This is a genomic window from Martinezella dioscoreae, from assembly GCF_009176305.1.
GTDB lineage: Bacteria > Pseudomonadota > Alphaproteobacteria > Rhizobiales > Rhizobiaceae > Rhizobium > Rhizobium dioscoreae.
Genome location: NZ_BLAJ01000003.1, coordinates 118,957 through 139,805, shown reverse-complemented (window position 1 = coordinate 139,805; position 20,849 = coordinate 118,957). Strand labels below are relative to the sequence as shown.

Genomic DNA, 20,849 nt, shown 5'->3' with positions numbered 1-20,849 from the left:
AGGGCGCCCCTGTCAGCCGTTACTTGGGCTTGTCAGCCGTTGCTCGCGAGGACGGAGAGCTTGCGCACGTTGCTGGTGCTTTCCTTGTCGAGCAGACGCGTCGGATAGTCACCGGTAAAGTAATGGTCGGTGAACTGCGGCTGCGCATTGTTGCGCGGCTCGCCGCCGACAGCCTGGTAAAGGCCATCGATGGACAGGAACTCCAGCGAATCCGCGCCGATATACTCGCACATGGCCTTCAGGCTCGTGTACTGGTTTGCCAACAGCTTGTCGGCGTCCGGTGTGTCGATGCCGTAGAAATCCGGATGGAAGATCATCGGGCTGGCGACGCGGATATGCACCTCGCTGGCGCCGGCATCGCGGATCATCTGCACGATCTTCACCGATGTCGTGCCGCGCACGATGGAATCGTCGACGAGCACCACGCGCTTGCCGGCGATGATTTCGCGATTGGCGGAATGCTTGAGCTTGACGCCGAAGGCGCGGATCTGCTGCGTCGGCTCGATGAAGGTGCGGCCGACATAATGGTTGCGGATGATGCCGAGCTCGAAGGGAATGCCGCTTGCCTGCGCATAGCCGATGGCGGCCGGTGTGCCTCCATCCGGCACCGGCACGACCACGTCGGCCGCGACAGGCGCTTCCTTGGCAAGGTTGATGCCCATGTTCTTGCGGGCGACATAAACGTTGCGGCCGCCGACGACGGAATCGGGACGGGCGAAATAGACATATTCGAACAGGCAGAGACGCTCGGGTTGTGAAACTTCCGGCTTGCGGGCGTCGATGGTGATCGAACCATCAGGCTGGATCTCGCAGATGATGACCTCGCCGTTTTCAACGTCGCGGACATATTTTGCGCCGATGATGTCGAGAGCACAGGTCTCCGAGCAGAAGATGGGCTTGCCGTCGAGTTCGCCCATGACCAGCGGCCGGATGCCAATCGGATCGCGGGCGGCGATCAGCTTGGTGCGCGTCATGGCGAGCATCGAATAGCCGCCTTCCATCTGCCTGATAGCATCGATGAAACGATCTGAGGAGGAGGGATGCTTGGAGCGGGCGATGAGATGCAGCACGACTTCGGTATCCGAGGTCGACTGACAGATGGCACCATCGGCAATCAGCTGACGGCGCATGGTCAGGCCATTGGTGAAATTACCGTTATGGGCAATGGCGATGCCGCCGACTTCCAGCTCGGCAAACAGCGGCTGGACATTGCGAAGGATGGTCTCGCCGGTGGTGGAGTAGCGTACATGACCGATCGAGCGGTCACCGGGGAGGCGGGCGAGGGTGGCCGGGTCAGTGTAGTGGTCTCCGACCAGACCCATCCGCCGCTCCGAGTGGAAGCGCTGACCATCGAAGGAGACGATGCCGGCCGCTTCCTGGCCGCGATGCTGCAAGGCGTGCAGGCCGAGCGCCGTCAGTGTTGCCGCATCCGGGTGCCCCAGGATGCCGAAGACGCCGCATTCTTCATGCAGCGTGTCGCCGTCGATATCGTCCTCGAAGGAAACGGAATGGTTCATGGCTGCGGGCCTTTGCTCTCAACGTGGGCGGATCGGGGCGGCGTCACGAGTGACCGTTAAAATAACTTAAAATCCGGCCGGAAAAAATATCGGGCCGGATCTTCTATTGTCACGCCGCTCAAATGGCGATTCTCGGGCGGCAGGTCAAGCCTGTAAACGCACCGTCAATTGTTTGTCTGCGGCGCCGGTGCGTCATCCGACGGCGCGGTATCGTTCGGCGTGGCGTTGTCGCCGCTTCCCTGCTGCTGCTGTTGCTGCTGGTTTGGCGCGATCTTGTTGAGGATTTCGGCCGGCAGCCTTGCCTGAATGTCTTGGGGCAGCGCCGCAGTCAGCTTCTCCACCATCGAATCGAGGAAAGGCTTCGACTTGGCGTTATTGACCCAGTCCGGACGTGCGGCCGGTGCCACCAGCCAGTTCCAGAAGGCAACGACGACGACCATCAGCAGCAGGCCGCGTGCCGCGCCGAAGAGGAAGCCGAGCGTGCGGTCGAGCGCGCCGATGCGGCTGTCGATGATGAAATCGGCAATCCGGATGGTGATGAAGGAAATGATGATGAGCGCCAGCAGGAAGATGACGGCGGCTGACGCAATCGTGGCGATCTTGGTGTCGGCCTTGTATTGCAGAGCATAGGGAACGAGCAGCGGATAGAGATAGTATGCGGCGACTGCGGAGCCGCCCCAGCTGACGATCGAGAGAATTTCGCGTGAGAAGCCGCGAACCATGGCCAGAATGGCGGAGAAGAGAAGAACGCCGATAACAATACCGTCGAAAATCGTAATGGGCATCTATAATCCACTTCAAGACTTGCCGGACCTCATGGTCGGCATCGGCCTCAATTCATGAGCCTCTTCTTCGCCAAGAACGGCTGAAGTAAGGCTCAGTCTTCGTCTTCCGCGCGCTTGAGCGCACCTTTCGATCCGGCAATGCGCGCCACCAGATCCGGTAGGCTGTCGATCTCGCTCCAGCGTCCGCCATTGCCCTTTGGCAGATCGGCGGAAGCGGCAGGCAGAACGGCCGCGGAAAATCCCAGCTTCTCGGCTTCCTTGAGGCGCTGGGCGGTGTGCGCAACCGGCCGGACGGCGCCCGACAGGCTGACTTCGCCGAAATAGACGCAATCGGCGGGCAGAGCAAGACCGGCCAGGGAGGAAACCAGTGCAGAAGCGACCGCAAGGTCCGCAGCCGGCTCGGAAATGCGGTAGCCGCCGGCAATATTGAGGTAAACATCGTGCTGACCGAGCCTGACGCCGCAATGCGCTTCCAGAACGGCGAGAATCATGGAAAGGCGCGCCGAATCCCAGCCGACGATGGCGCGGCGCGGCGTGCCGAGCGATGTCGGCGCGACGAGCGCCTGCACCTCCACCAGCACCGGACGCGTGCCTTCGATGCCGGCAAAGACGGCCGCGCCTGGCGACTTTTCGTTGCGTTCACCAAGGAAAAGTTCGGATGGGTTGGGCACATCGCGAAGCCCGGCGTCGGACATTTCGAATACGCCGATCTCGTCGGTCGGACCGAAGCGGTTCTTCACCGTGCGCAGGATACGGTAATGATGGCCCCGATCGCCTTCGAAGTAGAGAACGGCATCGACCATATGCTCGACGACGCGCGGCCCGGCGATCTGGCCGTCCTTGGTGACATGGCCGACCAGCACCATGGCAGTTCCCGTCTGCTTGGCGAAGCGGATCATCGCCTGCACGCCAGTACGCACCTGCGTTACCGTGCCGGGTGCGGATTCGGCAAGCTCGCTCCACAGCGTCTGGATGGAATCAATGATGACAAGATCCGGCCGCTTGCCTTCCGCCAGCGTTGCCAGGATATCCTCGACATTGGTTTCGGCGGCGAGCAGCACTTCGGTATCGGCCGCCTTCAGCCGTTGGGCGCGCAGGCGCACCTGCGCCACGGCCTCTTCGCCGGAGACGTAGACGATCTTGTGTCCTTGCCGGGCGAGGGCCGCTGCCGCCTGCATCAGCAGCGTCGACTTGCCGATGCCAGGATCGCCGCCGACGAGAACGGCCGAGCCACGCACAAAACCGCCGCCGGTGGCGCGGTCGAGTTCGGATATGCCGGTATGGATGCGCGGCGCTTCCTCGATTTCACCCGAAAGCGTGGTCAGCGTGACCGGCTTGCCCTTTCGCGGCGTCTTCGTTGGTCCGCCGCCGATTCCGCCCATCGGATCTTCCTCGACGATGGTATTCCACGCGCCGCAACTGTCGCACTTGCCGGCCCAGCGATTGTGGACCGTGCCGCAGTTCTGGCAGATGAATTGTGTGCGGGCCTTAGCCATAGGATGCTATTCTCAAGTTCAAATGCTTCGCTTTTCGCGACGAATCGCTTGGGCAGTCAGATAATGTCTTTCCCGGCCTATCAAAACTAATGATTTCCGTATCAACGGCGATCGTGTCAGCCTTTATGCCGGGTTTTATGGATGATGACCGATGTTTGACTATTCGCTTGCGCACTGGATGGGCTTTCTGACTGCTGCGATTCTCCTTAATCTGTCGCCGGGGCCGGATATCGCCTTCATTCTCGGTCACACGATCAGAAGCGGCATGCGCTCCGGCTTTGCAGCGCTGTTCGGCATCTGGAGCGGCGCATGCCTGCATGTACTGATGGCGGCCGCCGGCCTGTCGGCGATCCTTGCCGCCTCCGCGCTGGCCTTCTCGACCGTCAAATGGGTCGGTGCGGCCTATCTGATCTGGCTCGGCATCCAGGCGCTGCGCTCGAAGGGCGAGAGCGCATGGATCAAGGAAGCCGGCAAATCCTTGCCCTTTAGCCGTATCTATCGCCAAGGTATTCTGGTCTCGCTGCTCAATCCGAAGGTCGCCATCTTCTTCCTGGCCTTCCTGCCGCAATTCGTCGTCGAAGGCGCCGGCCCGGTCTGGGCGCAGCTCTTGCTGCATGGAAGCCTGATCATTGTCGTCGCCGCCTTCATTGAACCGCCGCTGATCCTGCTCGGCGGCCGCCTGAGCGAGGCTCTCCGGCGCAATCGCAGTCTCGGCCTCTGGCTCGATCGCGGTCTCGGCACGTTGTTCGTGGCGCTTGGCGTTCGGTTGGCGATCAGTGCGCGCTAACTATCCTGAGACGTAGCCGGGCTATTCCTCGGTCTCTTCCGAGATATACCGGCGTTCGTGCCGCAGCCCCATGCTGGTCAGCATCTCGTAGCCGATCGTGCCTGCCGCCCTTGCGGCCTCGTCGACCGAGATGTTGCTGCCGAAAAGTTCAATGTAGTCACCAGCTCTGACCAGGTTTTCCGGCAGGTCGGTGACATCGAAGATGGTGAGGTCCATGGTGATGCGGCCGGCAACGGGCACCTTATGGCCGGCTATGAAGCCGTGACCGCCCGCAATACCGGTCTGGCGCAATGGCACGCCGGCACTCGACTGGCTGCGCATATAGCCGTCGGCGTAACCTGCCGAGACGATCGCCAGTCGGCTGTCGCGGGTCAATTGAAGCGCGCGGCCATATCCCACCGTTTCGCCCGCCTTGACCGAGCGGGTCTGGATAATCCGAGCCTCCGCCGTCGCTACCGGGCGCATCGGATTGGCCATGCCCGGCACTGCCTCGCCGCCATAGGTGGCGATGCCGGGGCGGGTGAGATCGAAATGATAGTCGGCCCCAAGAAAGATGCCGGCCGAATTGGCAAGGCTCGCCTCGATGCCTTCGAAGGCGGCACTGACTTTGCGGAAAGCCTCGAGCTGCTGCCCGTTCATCGCGTTGGAAGGATCGTCGCCGCAGGCGAGGTGGCTCATGACGAGAACCGGCGCAAAGCTTGCCGGACGCGAGACGTCATCGGCAAGCGCGATCGCATCATCCATCGGCAGGCCGAGCCTGTTGAAGCCGGTATCGACCTGCAGTGCGCAGGGATAATCGCCATAATCAGACAGAACCGACATCCAGAAGGTCAGCTGTTCTTCCGAAGCAATGACGGGTACGAGGTCGTTTTCGAAGAACCGGCGCTCCATGCCCGGCCAGATGCCGCTGAGCACGAAGATGCGCGCCTCGGGCGCGTAGAGCCGCAAGGTCGCGCCTTCATCGGCGGTGGCGACAAAGAAATCGCGCGCCCCGGCAGCGTAAAGCGTTTCGCCGACATCCTCGATCCCGAGCCCGTAGGCATCGGCCTTGACAACGGCTGACGTGCGCGCCTTCCCCGAGCGGTGCGCGAGGTCGCGCCAGTTTTCGACGAGCGCGCCGAGATCCACCGTCAGCCGCAGGCCGGCGGAAGCGAAAGCATCGTCGTCATTGAAATTATCTGTCATGGGGCGCCCTAAACAAGGAAGTGGCCGGAAGTGATTTGGCTTGGGTCAGGATACTGGCCGTCGATGAAAAGAAAAAGTGCTGCGATGCATGTATGCGGAATTAGGCAGAAACTGCCGCCACATTTCTGACGACAGCTTCCGGCTAAAGGTCGGAAACCAACAGGCTGCTTGCGGCACGAATGAGCTGAAGGGCAGGCCTTCAGGCACGCTGTGCGCATCATCTTGAAGGCAGGCTGTCGTAGGCTTTAGTTTCCGGGATGATGGCTATTTCGGAACAGCGGCATCGTGCCCCGCTGGCGATCGCCGGAATAGGCTCAGTCGTCACGCCTTCTCACCGCCCATGAGGCGGTATCGCGATCAGGATGCTGGTTGTTGCTCGTCTTGATCGCCGCAGCCCAATCGGCGCCGTTATTTTCAGTCACGCCGGTATTTTCTATGCCCGTGATCGTATCGAACCATGTCACCATATTCTCGGTGCAGGTATTGGCATGCGGCGGGAAGGCATGCGGATTATCAAGCGAACCGATCATCAGGTTGGTGCGGCCGTTTTCGAGGTGATGGAAGAACAATGGCGTGCCGCAATTGGCGCAGAAGCCGCGCTCGACAAGCTCAGAACTCTTCCAGATGCTCGGCTTGCCGCGCGTCCAGGTGAGCGCATCATCAGGCGCGGCGACAAGCGCGGCAAAGATGTTGCCGGAGGCTTTCTGGCACATGCGGCAATGGCAGAGATGCGAATTATCATGCATGGCAGTTGCGTGATAGCGCACGGCACCGCACTGGCAGCCGCCGCTTACCGTCATCTCAATGCGTTTCAATTTTCCTTCTCCTCCAAAAGGCGAGTTTGGGCCTAAATGCTTTTTAGGTTTTCATCTTGGGATCGTCCAGCGGAACGACGGATCCGACCACACCTTCTCAAAAAAAGCGCGGACGGGTGGATGCCAGCCTTTCCCACATGCGATCACTTTTGTTCAAGACGCGCGGGAGCCGGCGCGCTAATCTTCGGGGATGCAGAACGTTTCGCAGAAAGAGGCGGCTGACGCCATGCCGCTTGCCAAGGTGGAATCGACCCGCTTCTGGCGAGACGGTCGCTTTCGTGACATGGAATGCCTGAGCGCAAGCTTCGTGACGCATGAATATGCGCCGCATGCGCACGACACCTTCAGCATCGGGACGATTGAAAGAGGCAGCCAGATCACCACGCTGCTCGGCAGTCGGGAGGAAGCCGGACCGGGCGATCTCTATATGATCAATCCTGGAGTAGTGCATGACGGCGCTCCGGGCGGCGAAGGCTATCGCTACCGCATGATCTACCCGGACACGAAGCTCTTCGTCGATATTCTGGAAGACGTCACGGGCAAAGCCTTCAATGCGACGCCATCTTTCGCCAGTTCGTTGTTGCGCGATCCGCAGCTTGCAAGCGCCTTCCACAAGGCGCATCGCACACTCGAGAGCGGCGCCGGTGCGCTGGAATCCGATGAAGGCATGTTCTCGGTGCTGGCGGCCCTCTTTGCGCGCTATGGTAGCACGATCGTCCTTCCCGTCGACACCAAGGAGCGTAGCGCCGTCGTGCGCGCCCGCGATTATCTCACTGAGAATTTCGACAGCGATATCGGATTGGAGGAGTTGGCCAAGATCGCAGGCCTGAGCCGCGCGCACCTGATTCGCGCCTTCCGCAGGGAGTATCATATTACGCCCCATGCCTTTCTGACTGACCGGCGTGTCATCGTTGCCCGCCGATTGCTCAGGGAGGGCCGCATGCCCGCCGATGTTGCCATGGAATGTGGTTTTGCCGATCAGGCGCATTTCACGCGCCACTTCAAATCGCGCACCGGCGTCACCCCGGGCCAGTTCCGCGTCGGCTAGGCTGTAGTGACGAATTAAGGGTTTGGGATTCCCAATTAGGAGCAAATCAGATTCAAGGCTGACTTTTGGAGGTCGGTCATGGATATCGATAGGCTCAGTGGGGAACAGTGGTCTCGGATCGAGCCGTTTGTGCCAGGCGGGCGCAAGGGGCGTCGGGGTCCACGCTCCAACAACAGACGGTTCGTCGAGGCGCTGGTCTGGATGGCCCGCTCTGGTGGACGTTGGCGTGATTTGCCCGAACGCTATGGCGACTACCAGACCGTCAAGCGGCGCTATTACCGCTGGATCGAGATGGGTGTCCTCGAAAGTTTGTTCGAGGCGTTAGCGCGAGAAGCGGACCTTGACTGGGTCTCGATCGATTCCACCTCCATCCGTGCCCAGCCTCAAGCCGCTGGCGCCCGGCGAAAAAGGGGGGAGCGGACGCCCAGGGCCTTGGCCGCTCACGCGGCGGGCTAGGCACCAAGATCCACGCCGTCGTCGATGCTTTGGGGCTACCGGTGCGCTTCGTCCTTGCACCGGGACACCGTGGCGATGTGATTTATGGCAGGGAATTGCTCCATGGCCTCAACCCCGGCCACGTCATCGCAGACAGAGCCTATGATGCCGAACACTTCCACGACACCATTCTGGACGCTGGTGCCACCCCCGTCATTCCGCCGCGGCCGGAGCGCCGCCGCCCGCACCGCTGCGACTGGCGGCTCTATAAAGAGCGCAACCTCATCGAACGCTTCTTTGCAAAGCTCAAGCAGTTCCGCCGCGTTGCCACCCGATACGACAAGTTGCTCGCCAATTTCAGAGGCTTCGTCATCATCGCTGCCATAATCATTTGGCTGCGATAGTTAAATCGTCACTACTGCCTAGCGCATTTCCAATTGCGAAACGGCTTTCTGTCCGGAATGCGTCTGATCACTTTCGTTCAATACAGCGCCGGCTGCCGTCGGCTACCCCTCCGTCATTGTTGAAGTGGAGGTTGCCAATGTTGCAGCAAAGCCGGCCGGCCGGCGAATTCAAAGCCGGGATGCGTGCCATTCTTCCGCTGATCGTTGCCGTCCTGCCGATCGGCCTCGTGTTCGGCGCGGTTTCGGCGACCAAGGGGCTTTCGCCGCTGGAGACCACACTGATGAGCGCGCTCGTCTTTGCTGGCGGCTCGCAATTCGTGGCGATGGATATCTGGACACATCCCGCAAGCTGGATGGGTGCTGGCATCGCGGCCCTGCTCGTCAATGTCAGGCACTTGCTGATGAGTGCTTCGATCGGCACGAAGATGCAATCTTTCACCGGCATCAAACGCTATCTCGCCATGCTGTTTCTCGCCGACGAGATTTGGGCCATGGCGGAGTTCCGCGCCGGCACGATGCGGCTCACGCCCGCTTGGTATGCGGGCATCGTCACGCCATTTTACTTGGCCTGGGTCGGCTCGTCGCTTGCGGGTGCTCTGCTTGGCGCTTTTCTCGGCGATCCCGCCGTCATCGGTCTCGACTTCGCCTTTCCGGCCGTCTTCATCGTGCTGGTCATGGGCTTCTGGAAAGGACCGGAAACCGGCGCGGTGCTTGCCGCAAGCGGAATTGCAGCCGTTGCTGTCCACCAGTTCGTGCCCGGTGTCTGGCATATTGCAGCCGGCGCGCTGGCGGGACTGGCAATGGCTTTCTGGAAGGGCAGAGCGCGGGAGCAAGCGGCATGACGCTCGATTTCAACACTCTGCTCGCCATCCTCGCCATGGCTGCCGCAACGATCTTCACCCGTGTTGGCGGTCTCGTCTTGATTCGCTACGTGAAGCTTGACGAGCGTCGGCAAACCGCAATCAAAGCCATTCCACCGGCCGTGCTGATGGCTGTCATTGCCCCCACAGCTTTTGCCACCGGCTGGGCGGAGACGCTGGCCTGCATGGTCACCGCAATCGTCTCTCGCCGCTTGCCGTTGCTGGCAAGCGTTATCGTCGGCGTTGCGACGGTGGCTTTGCTGAGGGCTGCGGGACTCTGAAGCCTTTCCGGCAAAGTGCGAAGCGGTTCTCATCCCAGCGGAACATTGACGCGGCAAGCGTCAATGTTCTTCGTACTGCGTGAAAGACGGGTCGGCGAGGTCGGCAAATCGGGTGAATTCCGATTGGAAGGCGAGCTTCACCGTGCCCGTCGGTCCGTGACGCTGCTTGGCGATGATGACATCGGCCGTGCCCTTCACGCGGTCGAACAGCGCTTCCCATTCCGCATATTTCGGGTCGTTCGGGTCGCGGGGCTCTTGGTTCTTCACATAATATTCCTCGCGGAACACGAAGAGCACCACGTCGGCGTCCTGCTCGATCGAGCCGGATTCGCGAAGGTCCGAAAGCTGGGGGCGCTTATCGTCGCGGCTTTCGACCGCGCGCGAGAGCTGGGAGAGTGCGACGATCGGAACGTTGAGCTCCTTGCCGAGCGCCTTCAGGCCAGTGGTGATCTCGGTGATTTCCTGAACGCGGTTTTCGCCCGACTTCTTCGAACCGGTCATGAGCTGCACGTAGTCGACGACCAGAACGTCGAGGCCGCGCTGGCGTTTGAGGCGGCGGGCGCGGGCGGCGAGTTGGGCGATGGAAATACCACCGGTCTGGTCGATATAAAGCGGCACCTTCTGCATCATCATCGAGCAGGCCACCAGCTTTTCGAAATCGGCATCGTTGATGTCGCCGCGGCGGATCTTCGAGGAGGAGACTTCCGTCTGCTCGGAGATGATACGGGTGGCGAGCTGCTCCGATGACATTTCCAGCGAGTAGAAGCCGACAACGCCGCCGTTCTTTGCCTTCATCGAGCCGTCGGGCTGGACTTCGCCCTCGTAGGCGGCGGCGATATTATAGGCGATGTTGGTGGCAAGCGAGGTTTTGCCCATGCCGGGACGGCCGGCAAGGATGATCAAGTCGGAGCGCTGCAGGCCGCCCATCTTGCTATCAAGCGAGTGGATGCCCGTGGAGATGCCGGAGAGGCCGCCGTCACGCTCCTTGGCAACGGCCGCCATGTCGATCGCCAGTGCCACGGCGTCGTTGAATGACTGGAAGCCGCCGTCGTAGCGGCCATTCTCGGCAAGCTCGAACAGCCGGCGCTCCGTATCCTCGATCTGCGTCTGCGGCGGCATGTCGAGCGGCGCGTCATAGGCGATGTTGACCATGTCCTCGCCGATGGTGATCAGCGCACGGCGCAGCGCCAGGTCATAGATGGCGCGGCCGTAATCTTCAGCGTTGATGATCGACACGGCCTCGACGGCGAGGCGCGCGAGATATTGCGCGACCGTCATGTCGCCGACCTTCTCGTCAGCCGGCACGAAGCTCTTGATGGTCACAGGATTGGCGGTCTTGCCCATGCGGATGATATCGCCGGCGACTTCGAAGATCTTCCGGTGCAGCGGCTCGTAGAGATGGATCGGCTTCAGGAAATCGGAGACGCGATAATAGGCATCGTTGTTGACGAGGATGGCACCGAGCAGAGCCTGTTCCGCCTCAATGTTATTGGGCGCTTCGCGATAATGCTGGTCGGCGGGAGCAATGGCGGCAAGCTTGCGCGCAGCTTCGTTCATTTTCCATCTCTTCATGCTTTAGGGTGTCGTCTGGTTTGCGATGTTCCGATGTCATGGTCAACCGTGCAAACGGATGGCCATACCGACCTATCAACGTTGTTCCACTCGTCCACAGGGACAAGTTTCCGCCACGTAAAAAATCCCTTGTGGCCACTTTGCAACGCAAAGATCGACACACGAATCACTTATGCAAACTATCTGTGGGGAACATTTTAGCCGGTCTTTCGCTGCGCGCATCAACTGTTGCGGCTATCCTGCTTGAAAAACTGGGAAAATCCGGGTATTCCCCTTAAATTAGGGTAGGATGCTAATAGTATAAAGTTGCAATAATGCCAGGTGCGCCATCAAGACAAGAACTCTTCGACGATCTCTCCGCGTTCAATCGCAAGCTGAGGGCGGCTTTCGACGCTCTCGTTCGAGAGCACGGCATGACCCTTTCCCGCGCGAGGGTTTTTCGCAAGCTCTCCCGCCGGGACGGAATAAACCAGAGGGAGCTTGCCGACGAGCTGGAGCTGGAAACGCCGACGCTCGTGCGCATCCTCGATGCCATGGAGGCGCAGAATTTCATTGAGCGCCGCGCCGCCGTATCCGATCGCCGCGCCAAGCAGATCTTCATGACGGAATCAGGAAAAGTCGTTGCCGCCGAGGTTGAGGCTCTTGCCACCAGTGTGCGTGCGGATATCTTGGAGGGGATTTCGGACGAGGATGTCGGCATGGCGCTGAAAGTTATCCGTGCCATGACTGCCAATCTTCAGAATATTGGCAAATCATGAGGTAGTGCATGAGCGGGGATCCGGGCCCGGTCGCCAATGCGGAAGCCAACGCCGTCCCACCCGCTCCACCGCCTATGCCGGGCTGGAAAGTGCCGCTCTATATTGCGGCGTCCGTCATGTTCTTCCTGACGCAGGGCCTCGGTCTCAATCTCGCCTTCGCCAACCTTACGCAAATTCAGGGAACCATCGCGGCGACCACCACAGAGTCGGCATGGCTTTCTGCTGCCTATATGGCGCCCAATGTCAGCCTCGCCATCGCGCTGGTGAAGATCCGCCTTCAATATGGCGTGCGCAATTTCGCCGAGGTCAGCATTCTCGGCTTCGTGCTCGCCTCGCTGCTCAATCTTTTCGTTTCCGACCTGCATTCTGCGATCGTCGTCCGCTTCCTAAGCGGGATTGCCGGCGCGCCTCTGTCGACGCTTGGCTTTCTTTATATGCTGGAGGCCTTCGAGCCGGCGAAGAAGATGACGATCGGCGTCAGCCTGGCGATGATGAACACGCTGCTTGCCGCTCCCATCACCCGTCTCGTGTCGCCCTCGCTACTCGATTATGGCGAATGGCGCGGCCTCTATACGCTTGAAATGGCATTGGCGCTCCTCGTCATGCCGATCATCTATCTGCTGCCGCTGACGCCGCCGCCGCGCGTCAAGGTTATCGTGCTGGGCGATATCTTCAGCTATCTTCTTGTCGCGATCGGTTTCGGCTGTCTTGCCGTCGCCCTATCGGTCGGGCGCCTCTACTGGTGGCTGGAGGTGCCATGGCTCGGCGTCGTTCTGGCTATTGCCGTCGCATCCCTGACCGTTGCCATCGTCGTCGAACTGAGACGGTCGACGCCTTTGATCGACGTTCGCTGGCTCCTTCGGCCGGAAATTCTGCATCTGACGGCGATCCTCCTGGTCTTCCGCATCATTGCCGCCGAGCAGACCTCCGTCATCATGACCTTCTATCAGAATGCGGTCGGCCTGCTCTATGACCAGCTTGCCTTGCTCTATTGGATCATCCTCGCCTTCTCGATCATCGGCGGCCTCATCTGCACCGTGTTCATGAGCTATGGCTATACGTGGCAGATCCAGTTCATCGCGCTTATTCTGATGGGGGTGGGCTCGCTGATGGATTCGCAGGTGACGAACCTGACCCGTCCCGAGCAGATGTATCTCAGCCAGGCCCTGGTGGCGGCCGGCGCGGCGCTCTTCTTGCCGCCATCCATGTCGGCAGGCTTCAAGGAGGCTATATCCAAAGGCCCGCCCTATCTGGTGACCTTCTTCGTCGTCTTCACCTTCACGCAAAGCATCGGCGGCCTCGTCGGCTCGGCCTTCTACGGCACGCTGATCACCATTCGCGAGAAGTTCCATTCGGCCGTCCTGACCGAGCGCGTGCTGCTGACGGATCCGCATGTGGCCACACGCGTCAGCCAGCTTTCATCCTCCTATGGCAAGGTGATTGGGGATAGCGCGCTGCTGAAGGGGGAGGGGCTGGCGCTGCTCGGCGCGCAGGTCAGCCGCGAAGCCAATATGCTTGCCTACGGAGATGCCTTCTTCACTGCCGCCGTAATCGCCTTCCTGTCACTTGCCGGCCTCTCAATCCATGTTCTCTTCCGCGTCGTCAGGGCTCGCTTCGCTGGCGATCGGGTAGAGGTCGCGACATCCAACCCATGAGGATATGAAATAGCTCCATGTCGAGGCTCGTTCGCTCCCCCATCGAAGTCATCGCCGTGCTCGCCGGTATCGGCGGCGTCATGCTGGTGCTCTACGCCTGGCATCTACCGCCGTTCAAGACCGCGGTCGAAACCACGGACGACGCCTATGTCAAAGGCTATGTCACGACCATCAGCCCGCAGGTCAGCGGCTATATCACCGACGTGCCGATCAAGGACTACAAGCTCGTCAAGGAGGGCGATGTGCTCGCCCAGATCGATAACCGCATCTACAAGCAGAAGGTGGCGCAGGCCCACGCGACGCTGGACGGACAGAAGGCCGCACTCGCCAATTCGCAGCAGCAGGAGCAGGCCGCCAAGGCCGGCATCGTCTCCAGCCAGGCGCAGATCGACAGCGCCAATGCAGCGCTGAAGCGTGCCCAGCTTGCCTTCGATCGCGTCACGACACTCGTCTCCAGAGGCGTCTCGACGACAAGCGATTCCGAGCAGGCGCAGGCGACGCTGCAGCAGGCGCAGGCATCGGTCAATCAGGCAAAGGCCGCTCTCGATGTCTCCCAGCAGAACCTGACGACGATCATCGTCAACCGCGCTTCGCTGGAAGCCGGTGTCAGCGGCGCGGAAGCGGCCGTGCAGCTTGCCGATATCGATCTCGACAATACGACCATCAGGGCGCCGCAGGACGGCCGCGTCGGCGAGATCGGCGTGCGTCTTGGCCAATATGTGACGCCCGGCACGCAGCTGATGAACCTCGTTCCGAAGGACGTCTGGGTCATCGCCAATTTCAAGGAAACCCAGCTTGATGGCATGAAGCTCGATCAGCCCGCCACCATCTCCGTGGATGCGCTAGGACATCGCGAGATCAAGGGCCGCATCCAGCGCTTCTCCCCGGCCGCTGGCTCGGAATTTGCGGTCATCAAACCCGATAATGCCACGGGCAATTTCACCAAGGTCGCCCAGCGTCTCGGTGTCAGGATCAAAATCGAGGATGGGCAGCCTCTGGCGGACCAGTTGGCGCCCGGCATGTCCGTCGTCGTTTCGATCGACAAGGATTCGGCTCCATTGCCGGAAATCAAGGATAACGACTGACCTGGGCGTTCGCTCCATCTTCTGTCAGAAAACAGGAAAGCCTGGGTCGGAGGACCCAGGCTTTCTTGCATTAGAAATTACGAAAAAGGCTTGAAGATCAAGCTTCTTCGTCGCCGTCGCGGTCAGCTTCCGGATCGAAGAAGTCTTCCGGACGCAGGGCGTCTTCGTCAACGCCGTAGATGGCGTCGGCGGAGGTGAGGGTTTCGCCCTTGGCCTGACGCTCGGCTTCTTCAGCGGAGCGTGCAACGTTGAGTTCGATCGTGATTTCGACTTCGGCGTGAAGGCCGATCGTGACGTTGTGCAGGCCGATGGCCTTGATCGGCGTGTTCATGTGAACCTGGCTGCGGCCGACGGTGAAGCCTTCGGCAGCGAGGATTTCGACGACGTCACGAGCAGCGACCGAGCCGTAGAGCTGACCGGTTTCGCCGGCCGAGCGAACGACGATGAAGGATTTGCCGGCGAGAACGTCGGCAACCTTCTGGGCTTCGCTCTTGCGCTCGAGGTTGCGGGCTTCGAGCGTTGCGCGCTCGGATTCGAAGCGGGCCTTGTTGGCGGCGTTGGCGCGCAGCGCCTTGCCGAGCGGCAGCAGGTAGTTACGGGCAAAGCCGTCGCGAACCTTTACCACTTCGCCCATCTGGCCGAGCTTGGAGATACGCTCGAGAAGAATGACTTCCATTTTCTTGTTCCTTTCGATGTCAGATTTTCGTGTCAGTTGGTTTGGATGTATCGACATTCTTGTTCGGGGTCAGCGATATCGCCTTGCGCGTATCGTAGAGGCCGAGAACAAGGATGATGAAGAGCGGCAGTGTGAAAACAGTCGCTAGGTAGCAGAGGATCAACGCGGGTATGCGCCAGTCCTTGCCGCGAGTCCGATAATGCAGCGACGCAAAACCAGAAGCTATGAAGCCCGCTCCAAAGGCGCCAAGTATAGGAGCGGCGATGAGACCGATCACACCGCCAAAGAAGACGGCGACGATCGCCACGAGAAAGATAAAGATCGCATTGCGATTCATGCGTAGCGACGAGGGGATATCTTCGCGGGGGCGTAGATTGCGGCTAGAAGCCGAGACGACGCGGGTCGCAATGTAGTATGCCGCGAACTCCATCAATGTCCACATCATGCCCGAAAGGATCGGGACCATGTAGAACATCGCCGACTTCATCTTTGCGATTGCAATCGGGTCAAGCTGAAGATCGGGAGACTGTTGAGTCACTGCGGCAATATAGGTGTCGAACGCCTTGCCAACGTCACCGGCATTGTAGCCATTGATTGTGAGCGTTATGACGATAGTCGCTGCAGTCAAGCTGCAGAGATATAGCATTATATCGGAGAGCGGATACCAGGCGATCAAGTGATCTGGGCCGCCAATTTCCGACGCCGGACGTGCTAGGTTGGCGAGGTGACTAATCCATGCGGGGATTAGCGTCACCAGGATTGCCGAGATCCCGAAACTAATCGACTGAAAAACAGTACCGAAAACACCGGCGGCCACGACGGCGGTGATAACTGCGGCGTTGCCCCAACCAAGGCCGGCAATCAGGATCGCAAGAAGAGATAGAACAGGCAGCAAAATCGCAAAAAATGTCGGCGCCATCGCGCCATACAATAGTAAAGCGGCGGTCAGACCGGCGAGTGCGCCGATGCCAAGCTCTTTTGCGTTCAACTTCTTCACGTCGCTGTCCTGCTTCGTATCGAGCAGTTAGAGGATGCCCTCGCCACGCAGGCTGAAAGCCGTCCCCAACATGGGGTTTCAAGGTTCCGATCCGCGCCCATCGCGAAAGGGAGAAGGGAAGGCATCGCTGCCTTCCCTCAAATTCATTCTGCGTCAGGCGCGCTATTAGGCGACGACGTAGGGCAGCAGGCCGAGGAAACGGGCGCGCTTGATCGCCTGGGCGAGTTCGCGCTGCTTCTTCTGGGAAACGGCCGTGATGCGGGACGGAACGATCTTGCCACGCTCTGAAATGTAGCGCTGCAGGAGACGAACGTCCTTGTAGTCGATGCGCGGCGCATTGGCGCCCGAGAACGGGCAGGTCTTGCGGCGGCGATGGAACGGACGGCGGACCGGTGCGGAAGAAACTTCAGACATCTCTCAGAACTCCTTATGCACGGTCTTCGCGCGGACGGCGCGGACGGTCTTCGCGGTCACCACGATCCGGGCGCGGACCGCGATCGCCGAAGCTGCGCTCCGGACGGTCGCCATCGCGGCGCGGACGGTCGTCACGGTCGCGCTTCTGCATCATGGCAGACGGGCCGTCTTCGTGCTTTTCAACAGCGATCGTCATGTAACGCAGGACATCTTCGCTGATGCGCATCTGGCGTTCCATTTCCTGGATCGCAGCGGCCGGAGCATCGATATCCATCAGGGCGTAGTGAGCCTTGCGGTTCTTCTTGATGCGGTAGGTGAGGGACTTGAGGCCCCAGTTTTCGATACGCCCGACTTTACCGCCGTTAGCTTCGATGACACCCTTGTACTGTTCTACGAGGGCGTCGACCTGCTGAGCGGAAATATCCTGCCGGGCAAGGAATACATGTTCGTAAAGAGCCATGGATAGCTTTGCCTTTCTTGCGTTGGTCTGAACCCGATATTCGGCGGCTAAGCCTCAACGACTGCTCCTGAGAGGGTAAACCCAAGCAAGAAAAGCGTTTCCGAGACGGTCGAGAGCGGAGACACGGGAGGCTGGAACGCTTCCGTTCCGAACGATTCCCCTTATTGGAAAACCGGCCCTCCGTTCAGCCACCAGCCAGAAGACCGGGTTGCGAACAGGGCGGCTTATACGGATTTTTCTTCGAAAGGCAAGGGTAGGGGCGAAATTATGCCGTTTTGCCCGTGAGCGCCGTCGATGCTTGGGCCAAATCGCGAGCTCCCATCCGCCGCAGCGTTGCACCCGCCGCGCTCTCCCATATGATGGAATGCGAATTGCAGCAACAGGGACGATTCATGCGCATCTTTCTCGTTCGGCACGGCGAATCCCTTGGCAATATCGATGACCAGGCCTATCGGCAATTCGGCGACCATAATGTGCCCCTGACGGAATGGGGCTATCGACAGATATTGGAGGCGGGTGAGGCGGTATCAGCCTATCTGAAAGGGCTGCCATCAGCCGAACTGCGCAAGCTGAGCGTCTGGTATTCGCCCTTCCTGAGGACGCGGCAGAGCAAGGATGCCCTGTTGGAGGTTCTGCCCGCCGAACTCATCGGAGATATCAGAGAGGATTATCTCCTGCGTGAGCAGGACTTCGGCCTCTTCACCGAAATATACGATCATGCCGAACAGAAGCGGAAATTCCCCGATGAGTTCGAGAAATGGGCAAGGCTGCGCAACAATAACGGCAAGTTCTACGCACGGCCGCCGGACGGCGAGAGCCGTGCCGATGTCGCCCAGCGTGTCCGTCTGTTCCTGCAGACCGTCATGCGCGACGCCGAAAACGGAAAGAACAATGTCATCATCGTCGGCCATGGCGTGACCAACCGGGCCTTCGAGATGAATTTCCTGCATCAGCCTGTCGATTGGTTCGAGCGCTCGGACAATCCAGGAAACGCCGATGTCACCTTGATCGAGGGGCGGAGTTCGGAAGGCTATCGCTCGATCCTGCTTCATAAGTCCGTGGACCGTGTGAAGGGGCAGGAGGAATTGAAGGCGGCTTATGGTTCCGAATTGGCGATTGCGCCGAAGACAAAGCAATAGGCCGCTTGCCGTAAGCATGGCTTTTTCCCGCTGCCATATGAGCCTGCTTTCATTTCATCGGTAAGGCCGAATCTTTCGAATGTGGGCTGCAATCATGGCTTGTGAAGCGCCTGGAGCTATGGAATTCATGGCTTGGCTGCAATTTGGGGGTGGGCTGTGAAGAAAAGCTTTGCTTTGCTGGGTTTTGCTCTGGGTTTCGCGCTTCTTGCGCAAAATGCCGCGGCGCGGCTGAGCTACGACGTTCGAACTGCGGATGATGGAATTACCTACATTGCGGTAATTGGCAGTTTCGAAGCCGACGATGATTTGAGCTTATTCCGCGATAAGGCTGTTTCCAGCCACGCTATCTACGTCGGCTTCGACAGCGGCGGCGGCAATGTATCCAAGGCATTGGAACTGGGCCGGCTGATAAGATCTCTGGGGCTCAGCACTCTCGCTGTAAGAAGCGCCGAATGCTCCTCGGCTTGTTCCTTGTCCTTTCTTGGCGGAGTGGGCCGGTTTGCCGAACCGGGCTCGATCGGCGTTCACAAGTCTTCGGTCAGCGATACAAAAGGAATGGATGTCGAGACTGCCGTAGCAGCCGTCCAACGGCAGACAGCTGACGTGATTGCCTATATGAACGAAATGGGCATTGACCCGGGCTTGCTGCAGCTCACGCTCAAATATGACAGCAACGATATTCGTTATCTGTCATCGAGCGAAATGACACAGTTTCGAGTGACGACCGTGTCATACCAGGAGATTCAGGAGTTCGCAGCAAAGTCGTCGTCTAACAATGCTCCGGCAGCGAGTGCTGAAGCGCGTAAGGCAACTCAGCCACTGAACGAGGAGTCGCCGCTTCTGCAAGTTCCAATCCCGAGAAACGGCATTGTTCAAGACGACGCAGGAGCGGCCCTGCTCAAGACCAGCCGGAACATGAGCGCCAAGACGATTGCGACTTTCCCGAATGGGAGCGAATTGACGATCAAAAAGAGCATCGGCGATTGGTATCGTGTGTCGATCGGCAAAAAGTCCGGCTATATGCTTCAGACGTCGGTGTGGGTGCGCGAATTCGAGGAAAATCGCTTTGGCAAACAATATATCCAAATATTCGTCGATCCCTCGTTGACGACAGCCATACAGTTGGCCAAGGGGGCAAACCCTCCTATGGCGGTGCATTTGACCGCGCAGGGGCGGTATGCCCTTACCATTAAGGACGTCTACGACAAAAATATCGCTCCGCTGGTATATCGACACCTGATAGGGAGTAAAAAAATCCCTCTCAATGCCATCATCACTCATGGCAACGACTACGTTCGCGAAATCTGCTGCAGTGCTTCCGCTGTAACGGCCGAATAAACGGGCAAACTTGCCCGTTTATCCTTTTGAATCCTATCGACAGGCTTCTCACATAGGCATCGGATATTTCCGGTGCACCTGCTCGATCTCGGCCAGTGCCTCCTCGGGTAGCGTCACATAAGCGGCGGCCACGTCGGTCTCAAGCTGCGCCATCGTCGTCGCGCCGATGATGACGGACGTCATGAAGGGCTTGGTGAGGCAGTAGGCCAGCGCCAGTTTCGACGGGTCAATACCGTATTTGGCGGCGATCTCGAGATAGGCCTTAACCGGCGGCTCCTGCAGCGGCTGCAGGCGGCCCCCGATATCAAGATTGATCGAGCCGCGCGAGCCGGCCGGACGGGCACCGCCGACATACTTGCCGGTGAGGATGCCGCCAGCGAGCGGCGAATAGGCGAGCAGGCCGACATCTTCGTGATGCGACAGTTCAGCCAGATCGAGGTCGAAATGGCGGTAGAGGAGATTGTATTCGTTCTGCGTGGTGGCGACGCGCGGCAGGCCCTTCTGCTCGGCAATCGTCAGATATTTCTGGATACCCCAGGTCGTCTCGTTCGAGAGGCCGACGGCGCGGATCTTGCCGGCCTTCACCAGCTCGCCCATCGTCTCCAGGATTTCGGTGATCTCGGCGACGACTTTCTCGCGATCCTGGTTGAAGGGATTATAACGCCAGTTCTGACGGAAATGGAAATGGCCGCGGTTCGGCCAGTGAACCTGATAGAGGTCGATATAATCGGTCTTCAGCCGCTTCAGGCTGGCGTCGACAGCTGCGTTGATATTGGCGGCATCCGGACCCTGTCCGCCGCGCAGATATTCGCGGCCCGGCCCGGCGACTTTGGTGGCGAGCACGACATCTCTACGCTTGCCGGTCTTCTCGAACCAGGTGCCGATATATTCCTCGGTGCGGCCCTGAGTCTCCGGCCCCACAGGCGTCGTCGGATACATTTCAGCGGTATCGAAGAAATTGATGCCCTTCTGGACAGCATAGTCCATCTGTTCATGGGCTTCGGCTTCACTGTTCTGCGTGCCCCAGGTCATCGTGCCCAGGCAAATCTGCGAAACGGAAATATCGGTACGGCCTAATCTCTTATATTTCATGGGAAAACCTTGGGGATGGGAGAAGGTCAAAATGAATGAGGTCGCGCAAA

At 59.6% G+C, this 20,849-nt stretch carries 21 protein-coding genes; 10 read left to right on the top strand and 11 right to left on the bottom strand.

Annotated elements, in window-relative coordinates; all coding sequences use genetic code 11:
* Nucleotides 1-32 precede the first annotated feature (32 nt).
* The 3 genes from purF to radA form a co-directional block, all read right to left on the bottom strand.
* Complete coding sequence (purF, locus tag GDN47_RS12495) at nt 33-1,517, bottom strand: amidophosphoribosyltransferase (protein ID WP_113351684.1); 1,485 nt, start codon at nt 1,515-1,517, stop codon at nt 33-35.
* A gap of 164 nt (nt 1,518-1,681) precedes the next feature.
* On the bottom strand, nt 1,682-2,302 hold the full coding sequence (locus GDN47_RS12490) for a CvpA family protein (protein ID WP_069616173.1): 621 nt from the start codon (nt 2,300-2,302) through the stop codon (nt 1,682-1,684).
* A 92-nt stretch (nt 2,303-2,394) separates the two neighbouring features.
* On the bottom strand, nt 2,395-3,798 hold the full coding sequence (gene radA / locus GDN47_RS12485) for a DNA repair protein RadA (protein ID WP_113351685.1): 1,404 nt from the start codon (nt 3,796-3,798) through the stop codon (nt 2,395-2,397).
* A 151-nt stretch (nt 3,799-3,949) separates the two neighbouring features.
* On the opposite strand from radA, the gene GDN47_RS12480 reads away from it, so the two are divergent.
* Nucleotides 3,950-4,585: a LysE family translocator gene (locus GDN47_RS12480; protein ID WP_145320577.1), complete on the top strand. Its 636-nt coding sequence runs from the start codon at nt 3,950-3,952 to the stop codon at nt 4,583-4,585.
* A gap of 21 nt (nt 4,586-4,606) precedes the next feature.
* On the opposite strand, the gene alr is transcribed toward GDN47_RS12480, so the two are convergent.
* Both alr and GDN47_RS12470 read right to left on the bottom strand, forming a co-directional pair.
* Complete coding sequence (alr, locus tag GDN47_RS12475; RefSeq protein ID WP_113390083.1) at nt 4,607-5,770, bottom strand: alanine racemase; 1,164 nt, start codon at nt 5,768-5,770, stop codon at nt 4,607-4,609.
* 314 nt (nt 5,771-6,084) lie between these two features.
* Nucleotides 6,085-6,585 carry a GFA family protein gene (locus GDN47_RS12470; RefSeq protein WP_069616177.1) on the bottom strand — a complete coding sequence of 167 codons (501 nt, stop codon included), beginning with the start codon at nt 6,583-6,585 and terminating at the stop codon, nt 6,085-6,087.
* Between the two features lie 226 nt (nt 6,586-6,811).
* Between GDN47_RS12470 and GDN47_RS12465 the strand changes: the two genes are divergently transcribed.
* From GDN47_RS12465 to GDN47_RS12450, 4 genes are all read left to right on the top strand, one after another.
* Nucleotides 6,812-7,633, top strand: a complete 822-nt coding sequence (locus GDN47_RS12465; RefSeq protein WP_113352017.1) for an AraC family transcriptional regulator — start codon at nt 6,812-6,814, stop codon at nt 7,631-7,633.
* A 78-nt stretch (nt 7,634-7,711) separates the two neighbouring features.
* Nucleotides 7,712-8,472, top strand: a protein-coding gene (locus GDN47_RS12460; protein ID WP_152093481.1) for an IS5 family transposase whose coding sequence is annotated in 2 segments (ribosomal slippage) — nt 7,712-8,039 and nt 8,039-8,472 — 762 coding nt in all. Because the reading frame shifts where the segments join, the coding sequence is not laid out codon by codon here.
* 137 nt (nt 8,473-8,609) lie between these two features.
* Nucleotides 8,610-9,314, top strand: coding sequence for an AzlC family ABC transporter permease (locus GDN47_RS12455; RefSeq protein WP_145631683.1), 705 nt, complete (start codon nt 8,610-8,612; stop codon nt 9,312-9,314).
* A complete protein-coding gene (locus GDN47_RS12450; protein WP_113351690.1) occupies nt 9,311-9,613 on the top strand; it encodes an AzlD family protein in 303 nt (100 codons plus the stop codon). Before GDN47_RS12455 ends, GDN47_RS12450 begins: the two co-directional genes overlap by 4 nt.
* 60 nt (nt 9,614-9,673) lie before the next feature.
* Here the strand turns inward: GDN47_RS12450 and GDN47_RS12445 are convergent, their stop codons facing one another.
* Nucleotides 9,674-11,170 (bottom strand): replicative DNA helicase, encoded by a 1,497-nt coding sequence (locus GDN47_RS12445; RefSeq protein ID WP_069616180.1) that lies wholly within the window; start codon nt 11,168-11,170, stop codon nt 9,674-9,676.
* Nucleotides 11,171-11,499: 329 nt separating this feature from the next.
* On the opposite strand from GDN47_RS12445, the gene GDN47_RS12440 reads away from it, so the two are divergent.
* The 3 genes from GDN47_RS12440 to GDN47_RS12430 are packed head-to-tail and all read left to right on the top strand — an operon-like array spanning nt 11,500 to nt 14,683.
* Entirely contained in the window at nt 11,500-11,943 is a 444-nt protein-coding gene (locus GDN47_RS12440) for a MarR family winged helix-turn-helix transcriptional regulator (protein ID WP_069616181.1), read from the top strand.
* Between the two features lie 8 nt (nt 11,944-11,951).
* Entirely contained in the window at nt 11,952-13,598 is a 1,647-nt protein-coding gene (locus GDN47_RS12435) for an MFS transporter (RefSeq protein ID WP_113329091.1), read from the top strand.
* 17 nt (nt 13,599-13,615) lie between these two features.
* A complete protein-coding gene (locus GDN47_RS12430; protein ID WP_113329090.1) occupies nt 13,616-14,683 on the top strand; it encodes an HlyD family secretion protein in 1,068 nt (355 codons plus the stop codon).
* Nucleotides 14,684-14,780: 97 nt separating this feature from the next.
* On the opposite strand, the gene rplI is transcribed toward GDN47_RS12430, so the two are convergent.
* The 4 genes from rplI to rpsF all read right to left on the bottom strand — a co-directional run bounded on the left by rplI (nt 14,781) and on the right by rpsF (nt 17,230).
* A complete protein-coding gene (gene rplI / locus GDN47_RS12425) occupies nt 14,781-15,359 on the bottom strand; it encodes a 50S ribosomal protein L9 (RefSeq protein WP_152093480.1) in 579 nt (192 codons plus the stop codon).
* A gap of 19 nt (nt 15,360-15,378) precedes the next feature.
* Nucleotides 15,379-16,356 carry a DUF2232 domain-containing protein gene (locus tag GDN47_RS12420; RefSeq protein WP_152093479.1) on the bottom strand — a complete coding sequence of 326 codons (978 nt, stop codon included), beginning with the start codon at nt 16,354-16,356 and terminating at the stop codon, nt 15,379-15,381.
* A gap of 165 nt (nt 16,357-16,521) precedes the next feature.
* A complete protein-coding gene (gene rpsR, locus GDN47_RS12415) occupies nt 16,522-16,770 on the bottom strand; it encodes a 30S ribosomal protein S18 (RefSeq protein WP_004122103.1) in 249 nt (82 codons plus the stop codon).
* A 13-nt stretch (nt 16,771-16,783) separates the two neighbouring features.
* The gene (gene rpsF, locus GDN47_RS12410; protein WP_112797117.1) at nt 16,784-17,230 is read right to left on the bottom strand and encodes a 30S ribosomal protein S6; all 447 of its coding nucleotides are present in this window, start codon (nt 17,228-17,230) and stop codon (nt 16,784-16,786) included.
* Between the two features lie 392 nt (nt 17,231-17,622).
* On the opposite strand from rpsF, the gene GDN47_RS12405 reads away from it, so the two are divergent.
* On the top strand, nt 17,623-18,369 hold the full coding sequence (locus tag GDN47_RS12405) for a histidine phosphatase family protein (protein ID WP_152093478.1): 747 nt from the start codon (nt 17,623-17,625) through the stop codon (nt 18,367-18,369).
* A 132-nt stretch (nt 18,370-18,501) separates the two neighbouring features.
* The gene (locus GDN47_RS12400) at nt 18,502-19,707 is read left to right on the top strand and encodes a hypothetical protein (protein ID WP_152093477.1); all 1,206 of its coding nucleotides are present in this window, start codon (nt 18,502-18,504) and stop codon (nt 19,705-19,707) included.
* 48 nt (nt 19,708-19,755) lie between these two features.
* Here GDN47_RS12400 and GDN47_RS12395 read toward each other — a convergent pair whose 3' ends face one another.
* On the bottom strand, nt 19,756-20,799 hold the full coding sequence (locus GDN47_RS12395) for an aldo/keto reductase (RefSeq protein ID WP_113329087.1): 1,044 nt from the start codon (nt 20,797-20,799) through the stop codon (nt 19,756-19,758).
* Nucleotides 20,800-20,849: the final 50 nt, after the last annotated feature.

What these genes read in the sequence shown, in the direction of transcription:
- GDN47_RS12455 (WP_145631683.1), top strand. Translation starts at nt 8,610, where the DNA reads ATGTTGCAGCAAAGCCGGCCGGCCGGCGAATTCAAAGCCGGGATGCGT.
- GDN47_RS12445 (WP_069616180.1), bottom strand. Translation starts at nt 11,170, where the DNA reads ATGAACGAAGCTGCGCGCAAGCTTGCCGCCATTGCTCCCGCCGACCAG.
- GDN47_RS12440 (WP_069616181.1), top strand. Translation starts at nt 11,500, where the DNA reads ATGCCAGGTGCGCCATCAAGACAAGAACTCTTCGACGATCTCTCCGCG.
- GDN47_RS12405 (WP_152093478.1), top strand. Translation starts at nt 17,623, where the DNA reads ATGCGCATCTTTCTCGTTCGGCACGGCGAATCCCTTGGCAATATCGAT.
- GDN47_RS12480 (WP_145320577.1), top strand. Translation starts at nt 3,950, where the DNA reads ATGTTTGACTATTCGCTTGCGCACTGGATGGGCTTTCTGACTGCTGCG.
- rpsF (WP_112797117.1), bottom strand. Translation starts at nt 17,230, where the DNA reads ATGGCTCTTTACGAACATGTATTCCTTGCCCGGCAGGATATTTCCGCT.
- GDN47_RS12395 (WP_113329087.1), bottom strand. Translation starts at nt 20,799, where the DNA reads ATGAAATATAAGAGATTAGGCCGTACCGATATTTCCGTTTCGCAGATT.
- GDN47_RS12490 (WP_069616173.1), bottom strand. Translation starts at nt 2,302, where the DNA reads ATGCCCATTACGATTTTCGACGGTATTGTTATCGGCGTTCTTCTCTTC.
- GDN47_RS12465 (WP_113352017.1), top strand. Translation starts at nt 6,812, where the DNA reads ATGCCGCTTGCCAAGGTGGAATCGACCCGCTTCTGGCGAGACGGTCGC.
- purF (WP_113351684.1), bottom strand. Translation starts at nt 1,517, where the DNA reads ATGAACCATTCCGTTTCCTTCGAGGACGATATCGACGGCGACACGCTG.
- radA (WP_113351685.1), bottom strand. Translation starts at nt 3,798, where the DNA reads ATGGCTAAGGCCCGCACACAATTCATCTGCCAGAACTGCGGCACGGTC.
- rpsR (WP_004122103.1), bottom strand. Translation starts at nt 16,770, where the DNA reads ATGTCTGAAGTTTCTTCCGCACCGGTCCGCCGTCCGTTCCATCGCCGC.
- GDN47_RS12450 (WP_113351690.1), top strand. Translation starts at nt 9,311, where the DNA reads ATGACGCTCGATTTCAACACTCTGCTCGCCATCCTCGCCATGGCTGCC.
- rplI (WP_152093480.1), bottom strand. Translation starts at nt 15,359, where the DNA reads ATGGAAGTCATTCTTCTCGAGCGTATCTCCAAGCTCGGCCAGATGGGC.
- GDN47_RS12435 (WP_113329091.1), top strand. Translation starts at nt 11,952, where the DNA reads ATGAGCGGGGATCCGGGCCCGGTCGCCAATGCGGAAGCCAACGCCGTC.
- alr (WP_113390083.1), bottom strand. Translation starts at nt 5,770, where the DNA reads ATGACAGATAATTTCAATGACGACGATGCTTTCGCTTCCGCCGGCCTG.
- GDN47_RS12430 (WP_113329090.1), top strand. Translation starts at nt 13,616, where the DNA reads ATGTCGAGGCTCGTTCGCTCCCCCATCGAAGTCATCGCCGTGCTCGCC.